Here is an 18902-nt window from a genome sequence, read left to right on the forward strand (position 1 = left end):
AGCCCCAATGAAAAGTGACGTACTATTGGCGTATTTATGTAACGACAAAAGTGAAATATAAGAACGACTCATTTCAATTGCTGTGTATATGTAAAAATTTTACCACCCGCGAGTGAGTTGGATGTATGTATTTTGCTGTGAAATGTGAGCTGAATGGTTAATGTAGAGGCAAGTTAATGGGTACTTCGTACCAAAGGGTAGACATGACGAGGATGAAACAGTGCCAAAAATAATAACCATGCGGAATAATTCCTGATGTTTAAGAAATTTTTACTGGCTATTGGCCTGTTAGCCAGCTTGGTCTTGCTACTGATTACCATGTGGTTATCGTTGCCGCACTGGATGCCACGGCTGCTGGCATTATGGTTGCCAACCGGCGCGTCAGTTACTATCGATTCACCTCCTCGCTGGCAGAAAGGCCTCTATCTACCGGGGTTTAGCGTCAATTTCCAGCAATGTCGGTTTCTGTCGGTGGAGAGCATCGGCTTGCATCGGCGGCAGGGTTTATGGGCATTGGCGATAGATCGTCTGCATGTCGATGCGACCTGTCTGCAATACTTGCCTGAGGCGGATCACCATACTCCTGCGTCGCTGGCGCAGTGGCAGCGGCGTCTGCCTTTAGCTGATGTCACCATCCATCATTTTTCACTCTCTCCCTGGATTAATGACAACGGCGCATTGCATCTAAAGAGTCGGGCTGAACAGCAGACGGTGGATTTTCAGGGAAAACGGCTGGGGTTATTGGCGGATATCAACGGGCAATCACTGACACTGCGTGAAGGTCGTATTGCTACTTATCAGGGACAACCGCCAGTGAAGCTTAGTGGCACCTTACAATTGGCTACGTTACTGAATCAGTTACCCGTTGAGGGGCATTTACAAGGAAGTATGGTTCCGCTGCAATTGTCAGAGCCGGTAACGGTGGCGTTACATTGGGAGAATAATCGCGGCGAATTGACGCTGGGAACGGTGGGCGAAAAGACACCGTTGCTGATTTTGCCCTGGAGTATGGATGCCGACAGAATTCAGGTCACCAATGGGCGTTGGCACTGGCCTTATGGCGTTCAGCCGGTGTCGGGAGGCGTTGCCATGACACTGACGGACTGGCAGCAAGGGATAAACCATACCCGCATTGAAGCGCGTATCAATATCCTTACCCAAGGACACAATGGTAAGGCCAATGCGGTACTGGTACTCGGCCCTGGCACGCTGGGGATGGTCGACAGTAATCTGCGTTTTCAACTCACCGGTCAGGCCAATTTAAAAGCCGTGTCTTTCTCGGCGTCGTTGCCAGGGATTCTGCGTGGTCCGGTGCTTAATCCAACGCTATCCATTCTTCCCGGTGCGTTGCTACGAGCCTGGGGAAAGTTAAAGCCAGATATGACGTTGGAAGAGGCCCGCTGGCCGCTGGCAGGTATAACAGTGAGTGAGGCTGGGGTCAGTGGCCGTCTGCAAGCGATTGTTCGGGTGCGAGATGCGTATTGGGGGCGATCCAGGCTCCACTTTGATGGCGTGGCGCACGATTTCTGGCCGGATAACGGCAATTGGCAATGGCGTTATTGGGGGCGGGGGGAATTGCTGCCGTTTCAGGGACACTGGGATATCGCGGGGCATGGTTACTGGAAAGACTCGTTGCTTGAAGTTAGTGCGCTGTCCTGCGGACTGGATCACATTCACTATGGCGCGATTACGGTTGTTAAACCGAGGCTGACGCTGGCGCAACCGTTGCGTTGGCAACGGGACAAAACTGCAAAGTCGTTACAAATGGCATTGCGACTGGTGGCCGAACAGGTGGACTTCGGTGGGGCGAGTTCATTGCCGCCAGCGACCTTGATGCTGAATATTAAAGGGCGTGAGCCGGATGATTTTCAATGGGAAGGTCGTTTACAGACAAATGACATAGGTCCAGTGACCTTGTCTGGCCGTTGGGATGGCAAGCGATTACGTGGTAGCGGTTGGTGGCCTGCACAACCACTGCGGGTGTTCCAGCCGCTATTACCCGCAGATTGGAAAATCACTCTTCGGTCCGGTGAATTTTATGCTCAGACGGCATTTTCTGCTGCCCGTGGACAAGGATTTAGTGCTGGCGGACACTGGGTAGTGAAAAATGCAGCGGCGTGGATATCGGACGGTGATGTCAGCGACGTGAATTTTATTCTGCCTTATCGGTTTCACGATCGCCGCTGGCAACTGGGGGTTAAACAACCCGTCACATTACGGATTGGTACCCTGAATAACCTGTTCCATATACAGAATATCCTGATGACGCTTTCTGGCTATTATCCCTACAGTGACCGATATCCGTTGACGTTGTCACAGGTGGATATGGATATACTGGGTGGGCATATCTCGCTCTCTCCGTTACGTATTCCACAACATGAAGCGGCTATCCTCCGGGCCGAACATATTGAAACGAGTGAGCTTTTTACCGTACTGAAAGTTAAAAAAGTCGCGATGTCTGGTCGTGTAAGTGGCATATTACCGCTTGATTTTACGTATCCAACAACCGTGGTCCAACATGGCTTTTTTACTAATGATGGTGCGTTGACGTTACGCTTGGATCAACAACTGGCCGATGAGCTTGCAAAAAAGAGTTTGACCGATGCTATGGCTGTAGAGTGGCTGCGCTATTTGGAAATTGATCGTTTCTCCGCCAGTATTGATGTGGATAAACAGGGTTGGTTGCTTCTGAAATCACATATTCGTGGTAAAAGTTCCCTGCGCAACGCCAGGCGGGAAGTGATACTGAACTACCATCATCAGGAGAATATTTTTCAATTATGGCGCAGTCTGCGCTTTGGGGATAATTTGCAGGATGCACTGGGACAGCAATTGACGGAATAATAACTAAGGAATCGTGCTATGAAAAAGGTCTGTGCTGCCTTATTACTGTCTATGGTGTGGCTTACCGGATGCATGCCCCGGATTGAGCTGGCGGCGTCCAAAGAGCCGATCACGATTAACATGAATGTCAAAATTGATCATGAAATACATATCGAGGTGGATAAGGACGCCGCCCAAATGTTGGAAAAATCAGACACCAAAGTCAGCGAAGTGGTAAAGAAAAGCGCGCCTGATAAAGGCGCGCAATAAATTACCAAAGTACCATAAAAAATGGGGGGTAATGAATGATGATGTTTACGCTGTTGCCAACTGGGACAACTGGTCTTTCGCGTCTTGCAGGGCCTTTTGCGCTACATCCGGACCATAGCCAAAACCTTCTGCAAATACGAATTCAATGTCAGTAATGCCAATAAAGCCAAGGAACAAACGCAGATACGGGGTTTGCAGGTCACTTGGCGCGTCTTTATGGATACCGCCGCGGCTGGTTAGTACCACCGCTCGTTTGCCTTTCACCAGACCTTCAACGCCATTTTCACTGTAGCGGAATGTCACACCAGCGCGGGCAATAAGATCAAAGTAATTCTTTAGCTGAGTGGGAATGTTGAAGTTATACATCGGTGCAGTCATAACAATGACATCATGAGCCTGTAGTTCGGTAATCAGCGCATCAGACAGCGTCAGGGCTTCCTGCTGACGTGGCGTCAACGGTTTATCGGAAGGACGCATGGCGCCAACCAGTTCTCCATCCAGTACCGGCACTGGCTCAGCAGCCAGATCGCGTTCGGTAATGGTATCACCGGGATGAGCCGCCAGCCATTGAGCAGTAAAGTGGTCAGCCATTTGGTTTGACTGAGAGAAGTCGGCCAGAATACTTGATTTCAGAACTAATACTTTACTCATTGCCAATTCCTTGTCTTGTTGAAGGTGACGGAGAACATGTTTTCGAATAGAGGCATAATAGGCAGGTTGCCGATGACGTGATAGCTGAATATTTCGAGGGCTTTGTTCGATTTTATTGAATGAGCATTTTCTCCCTGTGTTATAGCCCGTGGCACCAATGTGATACCATGCCCGCCGCATTACCGCCGTAACCGGCTCTGCGCCAGAGAAAAGTATTTAAGGAACGCACCGTGAAATCACCTCTCAATGCATTAAGCCTTCAGATCAATACGTTAATGCTACGCGATCAACCACGCTTGCGCCGCCGTGTGCAAGGCGCGATGAAAGTGGCAAAACCACAAGCTCAGGCGGCGATTGCTCAGGAGATTGAGGGAGAAATTCTTGTCGCCCGCCAGCGGGTGGAAAACCGACGCGCGTCTCTGCCTGTCATCACTTACCCCGAGGCTTTACCGGTCAGCCAGAAGAAAGAGGCTATTCTGGCAGCGATACGCGACCATCAGGTGGTGATTGTGGCGGGGGAAACCGGTTCGGGTAAAACCACCCAGCTACCTAAAATCTGTCTGGAACTGGGGCGAGGCATCGCGGGACTGATCGGTCATACTCAGCCACGTCGTCTGGCGGCACGAACGGTGGCGGATCGTATTGCCGCTGAGCTGGAAACGCCGTTGGGCGGAACGATAGGTTATAAGGTGCGTTTTCATGATCAGGTGAGTGATAACACGCTGGTCAAGTTGATGACTGACGGTATTTTGCTGGCGGAAATCCAGCAGGATCGGTTGTTGATGCAATACGACACGATCATCATCGATGAAGCGCATGAGCGCAGTTTGAATATCGACTTTATTCTGGGCTATCTGCGGCAGATTCTGCCCAAACGTCCGGACCTAAAAATCATCATCACTTCGGCCACTATCGATCCTCAGCGTTTTTCCCGTCATTTCGGACAGGCGCCAATTATTGAAGTTTCCGGACGTACCTATCCTGTGGATGTACGCTACCGCCCGGTGGTGGAGGATGCGGAAGACAGTGAGCGCGATCAACTGCAAGCGATTTTCGACGCGGTGGATGAGCTGGGACGCGAGGGGCCGGGTGATATCCTGATTTTCATGAGCGGTGAACGCGAAATCCGGGATACCGCCGATGCGCTGACCCGGCTGGATTTACCCCATACTGAAATTTTGCCTTTGTATGCGCGTCTATCCAATCAGGAGCAGAATCGTGTATTTCAGTCGCATCATGGTCGCCGCATTGTGCTTGCCACCAACGTGGCGGAAACCTCGCTTACGGTGCCGGGTATTCGGTATGTCATTGATCCCGGCACGGCACGTATTAGCCGTTACAGTTACCGCACCAAAGTGCAGCGCCTACCGATTGAACCCATTTCACAGGCATCGGCTAACCAGCGGAAGGGCCGCTGTGGTCGCGTAGCGGCTGGCATATGTATCCGGCTTTATGCGGAGCAGGATTTCCTTTCACGACCAGAATTTACCGATCCGGAAATTCTGCGTACCAATCTGGCGTCGGTCATTTTGCAGATGACGTCACTGGGGCTGGGCGATATTTCCGCTTTCCCATTTGTCGAGGCGCCGGATAAACGCAATATTCAAGATGGTATCCGTTTACTGGAAGAACTGGGCGCGATCCAAAGCGGAGAAAACGGGCATTACCATTTATCACAACAGGGGCAGCAACTGGCACAGTTGCCTATCGATCCACGGTTGGCGCGTATGGTGCTTGAAGCTCGCCAGATGGGGTGTGTCCGTGAAGTCATGATTATTACTGCTGCCTTGTCGATTCAGGATCCGCGTGAGCGCCCACTGGATAAGAAGCAGGTGTCAGATGAAAAACATCGACGCTTTACCGATAAGGAGTCTGATTTTCTGTCATTTGTGAAACTGTGGGATTATTTGCGCGAGCAGCAGAAAGCGTTGTCTGCCAGCCAATTCCGCAAGTTGTGCCGTACCGATTTCCTGAACTACTTGCGAGTGCGTGAGTGGCAGGATGTCTATACCCAGTTGCGTCAGGTCGTAAAAGAGCTGGGATTACCGGTTAACAGCGAACCTGCCGATTACTTCAGCATTCACTGTGCGTTACTTTCCGGGTTGCTTTCCCATATTGGACAGAAAGATGTGGAGAAGCCGGAGTTCAGCGGTGCACGCAATACCCGGTTTGTGATTTTCCCTGGCTCCGGTTTGTTTAAAAAGCCGCCCAAGTGGACCATGGTGGCCGAACTAGTGGAAACCAGCCGGCTCTGGGGGCGGATTGCCGCGCGTATTGAACCGGAATGGGTGGAACCGTTGGCCCAGCATCTGATTAAACGCAGTTACAGTGATCCACATTGGGAGAAAGCACAGGGTGCGGTCATCGCGCAGGAAAAGGTAACTCTGTTCGGTTTACCGGTCGTGGCGGCACGCAAGGTGAATTATGGCTCCATTGACCCGCAGCTATCCCGTGAGCTGTTTATCCGCCACGGGTTGGTTGAAGGTGACTGGCAGACACGGCATGTATTTTTCCGCGCCAATCTGAAGCTACTGGCTGAAGTAGAGGAGCTGGAAAACAAATCCCGCCGTCGCGACATTCTGGTGGATGATGAAACGTTGTTTGCGTTTTACGATCAACGGATTCCACATGATGTCATTTCCGCACGTCATTTTGACGCCTGGTGGAAGACCGCTAGCCAGACGGATGCTGATCTGCTGAATTTTGAAAAGAATATGCTGATCAAGGACGGTGCGGATAGCGTCAGTGCGCTGGATTACCCTAACTTCTGGCACCAGGATAATATTAAATTGCGGCTGAGCTATCAGTTTGAACCAGGGGCTGACGCCGATGGCGTTACGGTGCATATTCCATTACCGATTCTCAATCAGGTGAAAGAAGACGGCTTTGAATGGCAGATTCCCGGCGTGCGGCGTGAATTGGTGATTGCACTGATTAAATCGCTGCCAAAACCAACTCGACGCAACTTTGTGCCTGCACCTAACTACGCTGAGGCATTTTTGGCCCGGGTAACACCACTGGAAAAAGGGCTGTTGGACGCGCTGGAACGAGAACTACGTTTGATGACCGGCGTGACGGTTCCTCGTGAAGAGTGGCAGTGGGATCAGGTGCCCGATCATCTTAAAATGACCTTCCGCGTGCTAGATGAAAAGAATCGTACTCTGCGGGAAGGGAAAAGCTTGAGTAATCTGAAGGAACAGTTGAAAGACAAGGTACAGCAAACGTTATCAGCTGTGGCAGATGAGGGTATTGAGCAAAATGATCTGCATACCTGGAGTTTTGACCACCTGCCCGAGTGCTATGAGCAGAAACGCGGTGGTTATGCGGTGAAAGCCTATCCGGCGTTAGTGGATGAAAAGGACAGCGTGGCAATTCGCCTGTTTGATACACCACATCAGCAGCAACAAATGATGTCGCGAGGGTTGCGGCGATTGTTACTGCTGAATATTCCTTCCCCTATCAAGTATCTACATGAAAAGTTGCCCAATAAAGCCAAGCTGGGATTGTATTTTAATCCTTATGGCAAGGTGCTGGATCTGATTGATGACTGTATTGCCTGTGGTGTGGATATGCTCATAAGGGAGTTTGGCGGGCCGGTGTGGAAAGAAGAGGATTATCTGCGGTTGCATGACAAAGTCCGTGCCGAGCTAAATGACACGGTGGTGGATATTGCCAGGCAAGTAGAGCAGATCCTGACGACAGGTTTTGCCATCAACAAACGGTTGAAAGGGCGGGTAGACATTACCATGGCGCTGGCGCTGAGTGATATCAAAACCCAGCTTAATGGGTTAGTTTACCGCGGCTTTGTGACTGAAAATGGCTGGCAGCGTTTGCCGGATGTATTGCGTTATCTGCGGGCGATTGAACGGCGGCTGGAAAAACTGGCACAAGACATTAATCGTGATCGGGCGCAGATGCTGAAAATCGAACAGGTTCAGCGGGCCTGGCAGCAGTGGTTGCACAAATTGCCGCTGGAACGTCGGGATGATGAGGACGTAAAAGCGATTCGCTGGATGATTGAAGAACTGCGGGTCAGCTATTTTGCCCAGCAACTTGGTACGCCTTACCCTATTTCTGATAAACGCATCCTGCAAGCGATGGAGCAGCTTGACGCTTAAACCTGGTTTTTCCCCGGTTCCGGCCAGCTTCAGCACGCATCCCCGTTTATGCCATTGAGCGGGCAGATACGGTAACCATTTTTCGGAAGAAGGGCGTTTTCAGTTCAGAAAACGCCGATAAGCTGATTCAGTGGGATGCGCGTTCAGACAACGTTTCTAATTGTTGACGAATAGCGGTAACGGCCACGGCACGGTTGTCTGCCTGGTTTCGGGCACTGGCGTCCGGAGCGGAGCTTTGAATCCCCATCAACACCCAGCCATTAGGGGTTTTCAACATCAACGGCGAGCCACTGTCGCCCGGTAAAGTGTCGCACCGGTGTGACATCACGGCCTTGTGTACCCAACCCGTTATCAGACAATTCTGGTGCCGGTACAGTGTTTCCTGGTGATCTTCCGGATAACCTGCCTGAGTAACGTGCTGGTGTGCCTGCGCTAAGGCGATTTTCAATGCCTCCAGCGAGCCTGACCATAACGGTAATGGTTTGATATTGGGTGGCGTCTGTTTCAGGCGGATAATCGCGTAATCCCACGGTGCCGCAGCGGGGGGAACGATCCAATCGTCTCCATCGGCCTTCAGTCGTTTGGCCAGCCGTCTGTTGGTTAGCGCTACAATCTGGTGGGTCTCATAGCGCCAGCCGCCGTTGCCGGTAGGTAAAAAGCGTAAGGCAATGGGTTTGTCGGCGACACCTGGAGGCGCAAGTACGCAATGTCCTGCGGTAAGTGCCAGGTGTGGAGAAATCAGTGTTGCCGTGCAGAGATTACCGCTGGCGGTTTCTAACTGGCCGATGGCCTGCCAGGGCCATTGGGATACATCAGGAACTTTATCGCGATCATCATGGTTAAAAAACAGGATTTGCTTTTGCTGCTCAGCGCTGGGAACGGTATCTGCCCAAACCGTTGGAGCAAGAAGGGTGAATGAACATAACAAGCAGGCTGATATGCGCATAGAAGAGTTCGCCTTTGAGTAAAATTCAGCGTGTTAACAATGAGGTGAAATAGCTAATAGTATGAAATAACTATAGACGGATTTGCTGTTGGACGGTTCGGACACCATTGCTGTCATCCCATCGGTGATATGAAAATAAATTACAGGAAAAACAGTATAATAACCAACGCGCAAATAAGCAGAAAGGACAATACGATTTCAAATGAATAACGACGCAGCATCATCCTATCCCCATGAAATAAACACCCGGTCAAACCGGGTGTTTAAGGTCACTTATGTCATGTTGGAAGTTGAATAATGAGCGAATCACTTCCTGTATTCATGACTGTCGATAGACAGCACGCTTAATTAAGCTGCCGGGGTAGCAGTCTTCTTGGCCGGAGTGTGTTTTTTCACAACTTTTTTCTTGGCTGCCTGAGCTTTCTGGGCAGGGGTAACGTGTTTTTTCACAACTTTTTTCTTAGCGGCCTGTGCTTTTTGAGCAGGGGTTGCTGTTTGTTTTGCATGTTTCACATGCTTAACATGTCTTACGTGCTTAACATGTTTCTTAACATGAGCGGTTTTAGCCATAGTTGTTGGCGCGCTAGCGGTAGGCGCCGTTGTAGCAGCATCAGCTGCAAAGGCAACAGAGGACAGACCCAGAGCTACACCTGCGATCATTACTAATACTTTATTCATCATCATTTCCTCATTATCCAATTCGTATTTCGAACCCCTAATGTGGGCCGATGAAAGGAGAATAAGCGAATATAAGCTATCACTCTGTGAGTGATTGGTTTCCGCGTGTAACGAATTGTACAACCTTTGTCGGCAAACCACCGGAAGCCGATGTAGAGGTGATGACTGGCCAGCGAAAAATAAACCGTGCACCGCCCAGTGAACTGCTTTTCACACTGATGTCTCCACCATGAGCGCGGACGATGGCGTGAACAATCGCCAGTCCCAGTCCACAGCCGCCACTGCTGTTTTCAATACCAGAATCAAGCCGAATAAAAGGTTCAAAGATGGTTTCTCTATCTTGTGGGGCGATGCCGGGCCCATCATCTTCAACTTGCAGACAGGCTACGCCTTGATCCAGAGTGAGTCCTATCCGCAAGCGGTTTTTACAGAAACGCAGCGCATTAGTGACCAGATTATTTAAAACTCGCTCCATCAGCCGTAAATCGACATAGCCGAAATTAGCGGATTGATGAATATCCAGCTCAATTTTTTTATCCGCATGAACCAGTTGAAAATCCTGAACCCGCTTTTGTAACCAGTCTGATAAAGCAATGGCTTCCAGATGCAGTGTGACTTGTGGCCGATCAAGACGAGCGTAAGTGAGTAATTCATCAATTAATGCCTCCAGTTGACTGATGTCCCGGTTAATCGATTCTTGCTCCTTTTCGGTCAGATTGTCGCTGATTGCCAGGCGGTAGCGCAGGCGCACCAAGGGAGTTCGCAGTTCATGAGCGATGTTGTCAATGAGCTGTTTTTTACTGGCAATCAGTTGATTCAGATTGTTCGCCATACGATTAAAGGCCACCCCGAGACGGAAAAGACTAGAGGTGTTGTCAAAATGAGTACGTTCTTCTAGATGCCCGTCCCCCAGTCGTTGGGCCGCGCTTTCCAGTTGCAGCATCGCTTTCCAGTGTGGGCGCATCCACAAAAATACGGGTAGTGCCAGCGACAGGCCGATCAGCATCAGTACAAATAAATTAAGAAGCCGGATTTCATGCAGGAAAAACAGATAAGGAATCGGACCAACGGCCAAAACGTAATGGCTGCGGGGGATGCGTTGAATAAACGTGTATTCATCGTCCAGTGCGATGATCTCGCCCTGTACCAGGCGCTGATGTTCCCGGGTACTGAGCGTGTATTTACTGATGGGTTCGATGTGCAGTTTGAATGAGAGATTCAGGTCCATCTGATTAATGGTCTGATGCCATTCGCGTGGGGGAATAGCGCGCAGCTCATTGCGGATCAGATAAAGTGAGCTTTTCATCAAGTCATTCATGGACTGTCGACCCGCGCGTTCAGCAGTAACTTTATAAACCAGCCCGACCAGCAGGGTCATTACCAAAAAGCTGGCAAAAAGTAACAGAAAAAACTGAATAAACAGCTTTCTCATGATAAGCGTGTCTCCCAGGCGTTGGGGGCGAACAGATAGCCTTTGTTACGGATAGTTTTGATACGAACGGGTTCCAGCGCATTGTCGTACAATTTTTTGCGCAGACGGGAAATGGCGACGTCTATACTGCGATCCATTCCGTCATAACTGACACCTCGCAGGTTTTTGAGCAATGCTTCCCGGTCCATGATTTGCCCGGCATGAGTAGCCAGTTGCCACAGAAGATCAAAATCGGCGGTGGATAGTACGATGTTTTCATTATCCAGTGTCACTTCCCAATTGATAGGGTCGATGCACAATAGACCAAAGTTCAAGGGCTTATGCAGCTGCACTGACTGTGGTTTATCCAGCGGAGACGAAGGTGTCGCCGCGTATTGACGGAAATGCAGTCGTAGCCGCGCTAACAACACCGCTGGCGGTGTGGTTTTCAGAATGTAGTCATCAGCACCCATCTCCAACGCCAGAATATGGTTCATGTCGCTATCAAGAGAGGTTAGTAGAACGATAGGACCGGAAAATACCGGTCGCAGTTCACGGCAGAGCGTCATGCCGTCTTTGCCGGGCAACATAATATCCAGTAGTATCAGGTCAGGCTTTTGTTTTTCAATAAATGCCAGAGCCGTGTCCCCTCGGGGCTCTATCTGCACATCAATATCATGTTTGCCTAAATACGCTGCGATCAATTTGCCTATTTCAGCATCATCTTCAACAAAAACAATTTTATACATGTTTGTAAACTCACAACTTAAAGCATTCCAAAGCATAGGGTTACGTCACCCGCTGCGCTATTACTGCGGTGTAAACAAGCGTGTCGGGTTAGCGTAGCGGGCGACCACCGTCTAATCCCAGCGTCTTACCGGTCATGTAGTGACTACTCAACAGATAATGAACCAGCCGGACAACCTCTTCTTCGCCAGGTGCGGTTTCTATCAAGGATTTTTTCAGAGCTTTCTGACGATACCTGGTCGTATCGTCCGGGTGAAACATGATCAATGCCGGCGCAATGGCATTGACTTTGACATTGGGTGCCAGCTTCTTGGCAAAGGAGCGGGTCATATTGTCCAGCGCCGCTTTACTGGCGGCATAGGCGATGTGCTTCTCACTGCCTTTTTCCACGACATAATCGGTTAGATGAATGATATCGCTTCCTCCGACCCCCTGACCACACAGACAAGATTCCAGCAGCTGATTAAGTAGGTAAGGGGTATAAACGTGGATTTGCAACATTTCTGCCAGCGTTTGTTCCAGCGGCTCATCATGGTGTTCAGCCCGCCATGTGCTGGCGTTATGGATAATGGCCCGCAACTTCGGCGCCAGCGCCTTGACGCGTTTGGCAAAATCATAAACGTTTTCGGTAGTTGAAAAATCAGCTTGCAGGCAGATTGCACCCTGCTGTGACAATATTTCCAGCGACGGGTAGTATGTACGCCAACTGACAATCACTGGCACATTCTGTGCCAAAAAGGAGTGTGCCAACGCCAGACCAATGCGTTTCGCACCACCGGTAATCAGCACGGGTGCGGTAAAAGAAGTTGCCACAATAAAAGCTCCTGCTTTTGCGGAGTAACACTACAATTATTCAAGACACTATACCTTATTACGTCTTTTTTGCGTTGTAATGCGCGATGGTGAATGGCGGAATTGACCCACTGGTAACGGAGAGGAGAAACCGATGAAAAAGGTTCATCTTGTACCTATAAACTCCAGTGAAAGGATCTGCATTGATTACACCGCTTATCTTGGTGCGTTGTGCAACAAGCGCTGGCGCTTTATTGATGCAATCTATGGCGTGATGCCGATTTTCGGTATTGTCACGAAAATGCCGGAGAGGGAACCCGCTACTGAAAATGAGAAACTTGAGACGCTGGCGTTGCAAGTACTGTCAACACAGGTCAGCGATGAAACCAATATCGCTCGTTTGATTACCCTGGCGCAGCAGCAGGGACTGACGGATATTGATATCCGTCTGCCCTATGCCCTTTCAATGGAGCAACTACAGGCTATTGGCCAGGAATGCAATGACTGTTTGCCGGCATTGACGCAGTATGAGGAACATCTGTCTATCCACATTACCGTGCCTATGCCGGGAAATGCTCCGTGAATCCTGCCTGATATATGCAGGAGATCCTTTACACTTTATTCTGGTGGTGTGTCTTGCTGCGATGCTGTCGCCGCCAGTGCTTGTTCCAGCGTAGCGTAAAAGCTTAAACGGTTGGCGATGGGTATTACATTGGCCCGAGCCAGGGTTTTTAGTGGCTGGAACGGAATATCCGTAATGATCAGATGTTTGTCGGCAGGCAGCAGTTCACTGAAACGCATGAACGCACTCAAACCACCCGCATCCAATACCGGTACGGCATCCCACTGCAAAATAATGGTGTGATATCCTTCACTGCGCTCCAGCAGATCGTTAAAAATGCGTTCTGCGGCAGCGAAAAACAGTGGCCCATTCACGCGTAAAACCAGTCTCTCGTTCGGCAGCTTGCCCGCCAACTCGCTCAATCGGGTCATTTTGGCGATTCTGCGCATAAATAGCAGTGATGCCAGCACAATGCCCACGGTAATGGCAATAACCATATCAAACAGCACAGTCAATGACATACACAACACCATCACGATGATGTCGTCTCTGGGGGCCCGACGTAGTAGATCAATTACTTTGTGGGCTTCACTCATGTTCCAGGAAACAATAAGCAAAAGAGCAGCCATCGCTGCCATTGGCAGGTAAGAGAGTGACGGTGCCAGCACCAGCAAGGCCAGCAGTACCAGCAAAGCATGAATCACAGCAGAAACAGGTGATGTGGCACCGGCTCGCACGTTGGCGGCTGAACGGGCAATGGCGGCGGTGGCGGTAATGCCGCCGAAAAAAGGTGCAATGATGTTGCCGAAACCTTGTCCCACCAGCTCAGCGTTTGAGCGATGTTTCCGGCCAGTCATACCATCCAGCACCACAGCGCACAGCAGTGATTCAATAGCGCCAAGCATCGCCATGGAAAACGCCGCCGGGAGCAAGGCAGAAATACTCTGCCAACTGAGCGTCATGGTTTGTCCACTGGCTGAGGGAACATTCCAGGGAAGTACAAGTTGGGGAAGAATAGCCGGGATACCCTGACCCTGAGAGCCATCCGCCAGCAGATAGCTAAAGCGAGAGCCAATGGTCGCAACTTCTATATGCATCAATGACAGTATTCCCATGACAGCCGTACCTGCCAGCAATGCAGGCAAATGTCCGGGCACGCGAATATGCAATTTTGGCCAGATAAGCAAGACAAACAAGGTTGTACCGCCAATAAGCAAATCACCGATCTGTAGTGAAGGAAGCGCATGACCGATTGCTATTACTTTCCCGACGTAGTGTTCCGGCATTACCGGCATCGTCAGACCAAAGAAATCCTTGATTTGCATGGTCGCGATGGTAATACCGATCCCGGAGGTAAAACCGAGAGTGACAGACAAGGGAATATATTCGATCAGGCGACCAAGGCGGCACACCCCCATCAGCAATAAAAATACGCCAGAAAGTAATGTGGCCACTAATAACCCGGAGAGCCCAAATTGCTGGGATACCGGATAGAGAATGACCACGAATGCGGCAGTTGGACCGGATACGCTGTAGCGGGAGCCGCCACTGAGTGCAATCACCAGCCCGGCGACGGCGGAAGTATAAAGCCCGTATTGCGGTGGAACGCCACTGGCGATAGCCAATGCCATTGCCAGTGGTATGGCAATGATACCTACAGTGATACCGGCAATAACATCATGAGTGAAGCGCTGTAACGTATATTTTTCACGCCAGCATGCCTCTATCAGCGCGCTGAACGGTGTCGTGCCGTTAATTCGGTGTGAGTTCATCTAAGGCAAAAAACCAACAAAAAGAAAAGGGAATGACGAGTCGCCAGTCAGTGACCCGACGTAGATTGAAGCGCTACGATACGCTCTTTGTCTGATGGAGATCCAGAGGTATATCAAGAGAAAGGCGTTACCCCTGTTGAGGGAGTGAAATGTAGCCTATTATTGGGAAATTCAGTTCTATTACAGCACTATTATCCTAATATCAGTGGGAAATAGCGCCGGATATGGGTTGCCATTCACCACATTGATGCACCGATAAGGAAGAAGGATGTTATTACTTTCAGCGAATTTATTATTCTTAATGTGTAATAGATTATTTTTTGCAATTAATTTATGTGCACATAACAGACTGATTATTTATTATTCATAACCATGGTTTACATTTTTAATCTTATTGTTTTTATTGGCTACTGCGGCTTAGAAAAAATGAGCGGTATATAACGGCAATTGCACAGACTCAATAGAATGCAAAAACAGTAATGATTGGTTATCTTTTGCCGTAAAATAATCAAACTTACATTGATGATCCGGTTTATCATCGGTGGGAATATAGCGTGTCAGATGTATGGTAGAAAAGTTTCGGGGCGAGGGTGGTAAGCTGTGTTAACGCGTGATTTTTTGCAAAAAGCAGATTGTAGAACATCGTTTGGTTGTATTGAGGAAACTTTATTACTCACCCCACAGCAACGCGCTGATTCATTGGCGAAAACACTGGCATGTCGTCCTAATGACAGTCCGGTTTGGGTGTTTGGCTATGGTTCTTTGATGTGGAATCCGGTATTTGATGCTGAAGAGAAGAGCCTGGCGACGCTCAACGGCTGGCATCGGGCATTCTGCCTGCGCTTGACGGCTGGTCGTGGTACGGAAAGCCAGCCTGGTCGAATGCTCGGTCTGAAACCGGGTGGTAGTACTACCGGATTGGCCTATCGTTTGTCGGAAGCCACGCTACAGGAAGAGCTGGAATTACTCTGGAAGCGTGAAATGCTGACCGGTTGTTATCGTCCGTTATGGTGTGAGTTACTGCGGCATGGCGGCGAGCCTATTTCAGCATTGGTGTTTGTCACTAATCCTGATCACCCTCAAGTGGAAGCGGATACCTGTATTCAGCATGTGGCACCGTTGATCGCCCAGGCCAGCGGGCCGTTGGGTACTAATGCGCAATATCTGTTTGCACTGGAACAGGAGCTTTATCATTACGGTATGACAGATGACGATCTGACGGCGTTGGCCAGACAAGTATGGAAATTACAGAGCGGCTACTGAAACATTCATGAATAAACCGATTTCTGGGTAATCGGGGTGACAAATTTGCCGAGAGCAGATCCCCGCTTTCGCGGGGATAACCGGTTAAACAACAGCAACGCAACTGCTTGAACAGAGGGATGTTCTTGTGAGAGCGAAGCCGTTCCTTATCAACTTGATTACCAGCCTACGCCGAGTCCCAATGTATATAATGTGTCGTTGACATTACCCTGTACGCTTTCGGTACGGGCGCGTGTCACTTTCATGACCACAGAAGACCAATTGGTTACTTTGAAACGCAGCCCTGCGCCAGCCTTGAAATATAATGGTGTGGTGCCGTCAAAGGAGCGGCCGATTTCACCGTCGGTAAAGGCTTCAGTACGCTTACCGAACAGGAAGCGATCATAATTCCATTTAAGACCACTGGAGTAGAAGTTGTCCTTCTCGTCATTTTGGTAAATGAATTCCTGTGAGTTGATCAGCGTCGTTATAGAGAACGAGCCCAGGTCGTTGTCCCAGAACTGATAACCAGGACCAGTACCGAAAGAGCGGTTGATTTTGATATCTTCAACCCAGTCTCGTTTGTATTGATAACGGGTCTGCCAGAACCAATTCTCGTCGATGAATTTATCCAGGGCATATTCACCAGCCGCATTTTTGGTACTTTCCACTTCATCTTCTTTGGCCATATGGTAGCTGGCATCAATGTTGTGACGCCAGGTACCGTGGCGAAGTTTGGTGTTTAGCGTGACATCATGATTATCGGTTTCAGTAGAGCTTTTCTTGTGAGATAGGCTGACATCAATATTACCTTTCCAGGAGAAGTCCGCTATCAGCGGCTTAGGCTCGACCATAGTGGTAATGCTTGATAGTGGCAACGTTTCCTGCGCGCCACTGACCTGACCATCGTCGATAGCAGGTCGGGCGATGATCGCACGCGTTTCGGCCGGTTTTATCGATGGATAAAGCGTACCTTTTTCGTAGCGATGACCCTGAATGATCATTCCATGGTCGGTCTGGAAGGTTTTTACTTTATCCCAGGAGATAGAAACGGTGTCCGCATAGTCTGTTTTGATGAACAGTTTGCCGCTATCCAGTAGGGTGATTTGTCCGCTGAGCTTGTCGCCGTTGGCTAACCAGACCGTGTCTGCATAACTGCAAGAAATACCTGCGGCACTGAGACTGATAAACAGGCTCAGAGATGATATTGCATATTTGGAGTTTGTCATTTTGTCAGATAAACAGTAGTGACTCATAGTGAAAGACGTCATTGAGGACGTACGGCCGATAAAGAAAAAACCGGTTCTACCCGGCGGTGCAAACATTAACAGGAATCATGCTGAGGCTCTATGCATAACTGTCTTATTGATAGAATGTAAATTGTTATAAATAACGCTATTAATGAGGTTCCGCTATATATGACGCTAATCTTCTTGTTGTCACTGTTATAGCGGAATAGATAATTACACTGCGCGACTTGGTGGCCCAGCCTGAGGAGACAAAAAGCGCGCTGTCAGCGATTGACGTAGTTTGATGACTACCCGTTCCTGAAAGAGCAGGCAAAGGAGAATGGTGGAAAGCAGAAATATGCCGTAACCGACAAGTGACAATTGCACCTGACCGGCCGTGCTGATGCACTGTGACCAATTAGTAAAGCACTCAAGCGGATTACCACGTACCAGTTGTTCACCCGTGCGGAACAGATTAAACAGCGGAACATGCAACGCAAAAATAGATAATGAAGTCGCTCCCAGTCGAGTCGACCAGGTTTTTATCCAGGTGCGGTCAGGTTCTTTGGCTTGTGCACACAGGTATACCAGTGCAACCTGTGCGGGTAGCAGTAACCCGTTGTGCAGCAGAAAATACCAATAAGGTGCTCCGCTCCGGGTGAACAACCAGGTGGCAGCAATAAAGCTTAATCCGATAAAACATCCCAGCCCTCTGTTTTGCCAGGATGTCAGTGCCGGCAATTGGCCGTCACGGCATTTGCGAAAAATGGCATAGCCAAGCACACCGGCCAAAAACTCGGGTAGGCGAAGGAGCGGCGCACGTTGCAATAAGCCGGTATAAGGTATGCCGTACCATTGGTGCCAGACGGCCAATACAGCGGGCACCAGGTAGAATAGGCATATCATTGCCAGCCACAGGCGGGGATAACGACGGTTCACCAACCAGGGTGCCAGCAACGGAAATAACAGATAAAAGAAAAACAGGGTGGACAACGACCATAATGGCGCATTAAACGTCAGAAAATAAGGGTTCCATGCCTGAAGCATCAACAGTTGCAGCACGCTGTTAAACATCAACTGGCTGTTGGTCATGTAATGCCGCAACGTTTCAGGATTTACACTGGGATCATTGCTGTCATAGATAACAAAACGGGCACTGGCCGCCTGACCTTCAGGCGGAATGGCCAGCCAGTACATCAGGCTAACGGCCAGGATTGATGTTACTAAGCCGATAATATGTATTGGATACAGATTAAAGAAACGCTTGGCTAAAAATACCCGTGCCGGTTCTCGTAACTGGCCATTCCGAATGTAGACATGAGTCAACAAAAAACCTGACAGTACAAAAAAAGTACTGGTGGCAAAGAATCCCATACTGGTCAGTTCACTGAGGAAAGGGATGCTTTTACGTTGCGGGTAAAAATGGAATGTATGATAAATCATGACATAACAGCCCAACAGAAAGCGAAGCCATTCCAGTCCGATAAATCGCTCTTTACTACCAACTTGCATTATTTATCCTCCAGTGCCCGATAACAACGCAATGAAGCGCAGTAATAGCACTAGTCTAGTCAATAAATGTGGGGAAATATTTAGGAAAACGGCTATAAATTAAGAGAAGTCTTTTGAATGCCTCAATATACAAGTAATTATGAAAAGTA

The 18902-nt window shown here is 49.4% G+C and carries 14 protein-coding genes; 5 read left to right on the forward strand and 9 right to left on the reverse strand.

Translation table 11 applies throughout. The features are described from left to right. Positions 1-255: 255 nt before the first annotated feature. Together RS889_RS10125 and RS889_RS10130 are read left to right on the forward strand one after the other, a co-directional pair. A complete protein-coding gene (locus tag RS889_RS10125) occupies positions 256-2844 on the forward strand; it encodes a YdbH family protein (protein ID WP_315710548.1) in 2589 nt (862 codons plus the stop codon). An 18-nt stretch (positions 2845-2862) separates the two neighbouring features. Beyond that, positions 2863-3093 (forward strand): YnbE family lipoprotein, encoded by a 231-nt coding sequence (locus RS889_RS10130; protein WP_315710549.1) that lies wholly within the window; start codon positions 2863-2865, stop codon positions 3091-3093. A 45-nt stretch (positions 3094-3138) separates the two neighbouring features. Here RS889_RS10130 and RS889_RS10135 read toward each other — a convergent pair whose 3' ends face one another. Next, positions 3139-3744: an FMN-dependent NADH-azoreductase gene (locus tag RS889_RS10135; RefSeq protein ID WP_021016226.1), complete on the reverse strand. Its 606-nt coding sequence runs from the start codon at positions 3742-3744 to the stop codon at positions 3139-3141. 230 nt (positions 3745-3974) lie between these two features. Here RS889_RS10135 and hrpA point away from each other — a divergent pair, with 230 nt between their 5' ends. Next, the gene (gene hrpA / locus RS889_RS10140; protein ID WP_315710551.1) at positions 3975-7862 is read left to right on the forward strand and encodes an ATP-dependent RNA helicase HrpA; all 3888 of its coding nucleotides are present in this window, start codon (positions 3975-3977) and stop codon (positions 7860-7862) included. A 127-nt stretch (positions 7863-7989) separates the two neighbouring features. Here hrpA and RS889_RS10145 read toward each other — a convergent pair whose 3' ends face one another. The 5 genes from RS889_RS10145 to folM all read right to left on the reverse strand — a co-directional run bounded on the left by RS889_RS10145 (position 7990) and on the right by folM (position 12457). Continuing rightward, positions 7990-8808, reverse strand: a complete 819-nt coding sequence (locus RS889_RS10145) for a trypsin-like serine peptidase (RefSeq protein WP_315710552.1) — start codon at positions 8806-8808, stop codon at positions 7990-7992. A gap of 348 nt (positions 8809-9156) precedes the next feature. Further along, positions 9157-9492 carry an acid resistance repetitive basic protein Asr gene (gene asr / locus RS889_RS10150; RefSeq protein ID WP_425475123.1) on the reverse strand — a complete coding sequence of 112 codons (336 nt, stop codon included), beginning with the start codon at positions 9490-9492 and terminating at the stop codon, positions 9157-9159. A 73-nt stretch (positions 9493-9565) separates the two neighbouring features. Then, on the reverse strand, positions 9566-10918 hold the full coding sequence (gene rstB / locus RS889_RS10155) for a two-component system sensor histidine kinase RstB (RefSeq protein WP_315710554.1): 1353 nt from the start codon (positions 10916-10918) through the stop codon (positions 9566-9568). Further along, on the reverse strand, positions 10915-11646 hold the full coding sequence (rstA, locus tag RS889_RS10160) for a two-component system response regulator RstA (RefSeq protein ID WP_021016221.1): 732 nt from the start codon (positions 11644-11646) through the stop codon (positions 10915-10917). Before rstA ends, rstB begins: the two co-directional genes overlap by 4 nt. An 88-nt stretch (positions 11647-11734) precedes the next feature. After that, complete coding sequence (gene folM / locus RS889_RS10165) at positions 11735-12457, reverse strand: dihydromonapterin reductase (RefSeq protein WP_315710555.1); 723 nt, start codon at positions 12455-12457, stop codon at positions 11735-11737. A gap of 133 nt (positions 12458-12590) precedes the next feature. Between folM and RS889_RS10170 the strand changes: the two genes are divergently transcribed. Further along, the gene (locus RS889_RS10170; protein ID WP_315710557.1) at positions 12591-13019 is read left to right on the forward strand and encodes a hypothetical protein; all 429 of its coding nucleotides are present in this window, start codon (positions 12591-12593) and stop codon (positions 13017-13019) included. Positions 13020-13054: 35 nt separating this feature from the next. Here the strand turns inward: RS889_RS10170 and dauA are convergent, their stop codons facing one another. Further along, entirely contained in the window at positions 13055-14770 is a 1716-nt protein-coding gene (gene dauA, locus RS889_RS10175) for a C4-dicarboxylic acid transporter DauA (RefSeq protein WP_315710558.1), read from the reverse strand. Positions 14771-15370: 600 nt separating this feature from the next. Between dauA and RS889_RS10180 the strand changes: the two genes are divergently transcribed. Next, complete coding sequence (locus RS889_RS10180; protein ID WP_021016217.1) at positions 15371-16033, forward strand: gamma-glutamylcyclotransferase; 663 nt, start codon at positions 15371-15373, stop codon at positions 16031-16033. 158 nt (positions 16034-16191) lie between these two features. On the opposite strand, the gene RS889_RS10185 is transcribed toward RS889_RS10180, so the two are convergent. Next, positions 16192-17241 (reverse strand): DUF481 domain-containing protein, encoded by a 1050-nt coding sequence (locus tag RS889_RS10185; protein ID WP_315710560.1) that lies wholly within the window; start codon positions 17239-17241, stop codon positions 16192-16194. Between the two features lie 234 nt (positions 17242-17475). Next, on the reverse strand, positions 17476-18753 hold the full coding sequence (locus RS889_RS10190) for an acyltransferase family protein (RefSeq protein WP_315710562.1): 1278 nt from the start codon (positions 18751-18753) through the stop codon (positions 17476-17478). Positions 18754-18902 lie beyond the last annotated feature (149 nt).

The sequence above is a fragment of the Brenneria uluponensis genome, assembly GCF_032395385.1.
Taxonomy (GTDB): Bacteria; Pseudomonadota; Gammaproteobacteria; order Enterobacterales; family Enterobacteriaceae; genus Prodigiosinella; species Prodigiosinella aquatilis.

Excerpts from the sequence above, each read along its gene's own strand:
- RS889_RS10125 (WP_315710548.1), top strand. The coding sequence starts at position 256 with ATGTTTAAGAAATTTTTACTGGCTATTGGCCTGTTAGCCAGCTTGGTC.
- RS889_RS10130 (WP_315710549.1), top strand. The coding sequence starts at position 2,863 with ATGAAAAAGGTCTGTGCTGCCTTATTACTGTCTATGGTGTGGCTTACC.
- RS889_RS10135 (WP_021016226.1), bottom strand. The coding sequence starts at position 3,744 with ATGAGTAAAGTATTAGTTCTGAAATCAAGTATTCTGGCCGACTTCTCT.
- RS889_RS10145 (WP_315710552.1), bottom strand. The coding sequence starts at position 8,808 with ATGCGCATATCAGCCTGCTTGTTATGTTCATTCACCCTTCTTGCTCCA.
- asr (WP_425475123.1), bottom strand. The coding sequence starts at position 9,492 with ATGATGATGAATAAAGTATTAGTAATGATCGCAGGTGTAGCTCTGGGT.
- rstB (WP_315710554.1), bottom strand. The coding sequence starts at position 10,918 with ATGAGAAAGCTGTTTATTCAGTTTTTTCTGTTACTTTTTGCCAGCTTT.
- rstA (WP_021016221.1), bottom strand. The coding sequence starts at position 11,646 with ATGTATAAAATTGTTTTTGTTGAAGATGATGCTGAAATAGGCAAATTG.
- RS889_RS10170 (WP_315710557.1), top strand. The coding sequence starts at position 12,591 with ATGAAAAAGGTTCATCTTGTACCTATAAACTCCAGTGAAAGGATCTGC.
- dauA (WP_315710558.1), bottom strand. The coding sequence starts at position 14,770 with ATGAACTCACACCGAATTAACGGCACGACACCGTTCAGCGCGCTGATA.
- RS889_RS10185 (WP_315710560.1), bottom strand. The coding sequence starts at position 17,241 with ATGACAAACTCCAAATATGCAATATCATCTCTGAGCCTGTTTATCAGT.
- RS889_RS10190 (WP_315710562.1), bottom strand. The coding sequence starts at position 18,753 with ATGCAAGTTGGTAGTAAAGAGCGATTTATCGGACTGGAATGGCTTCGC.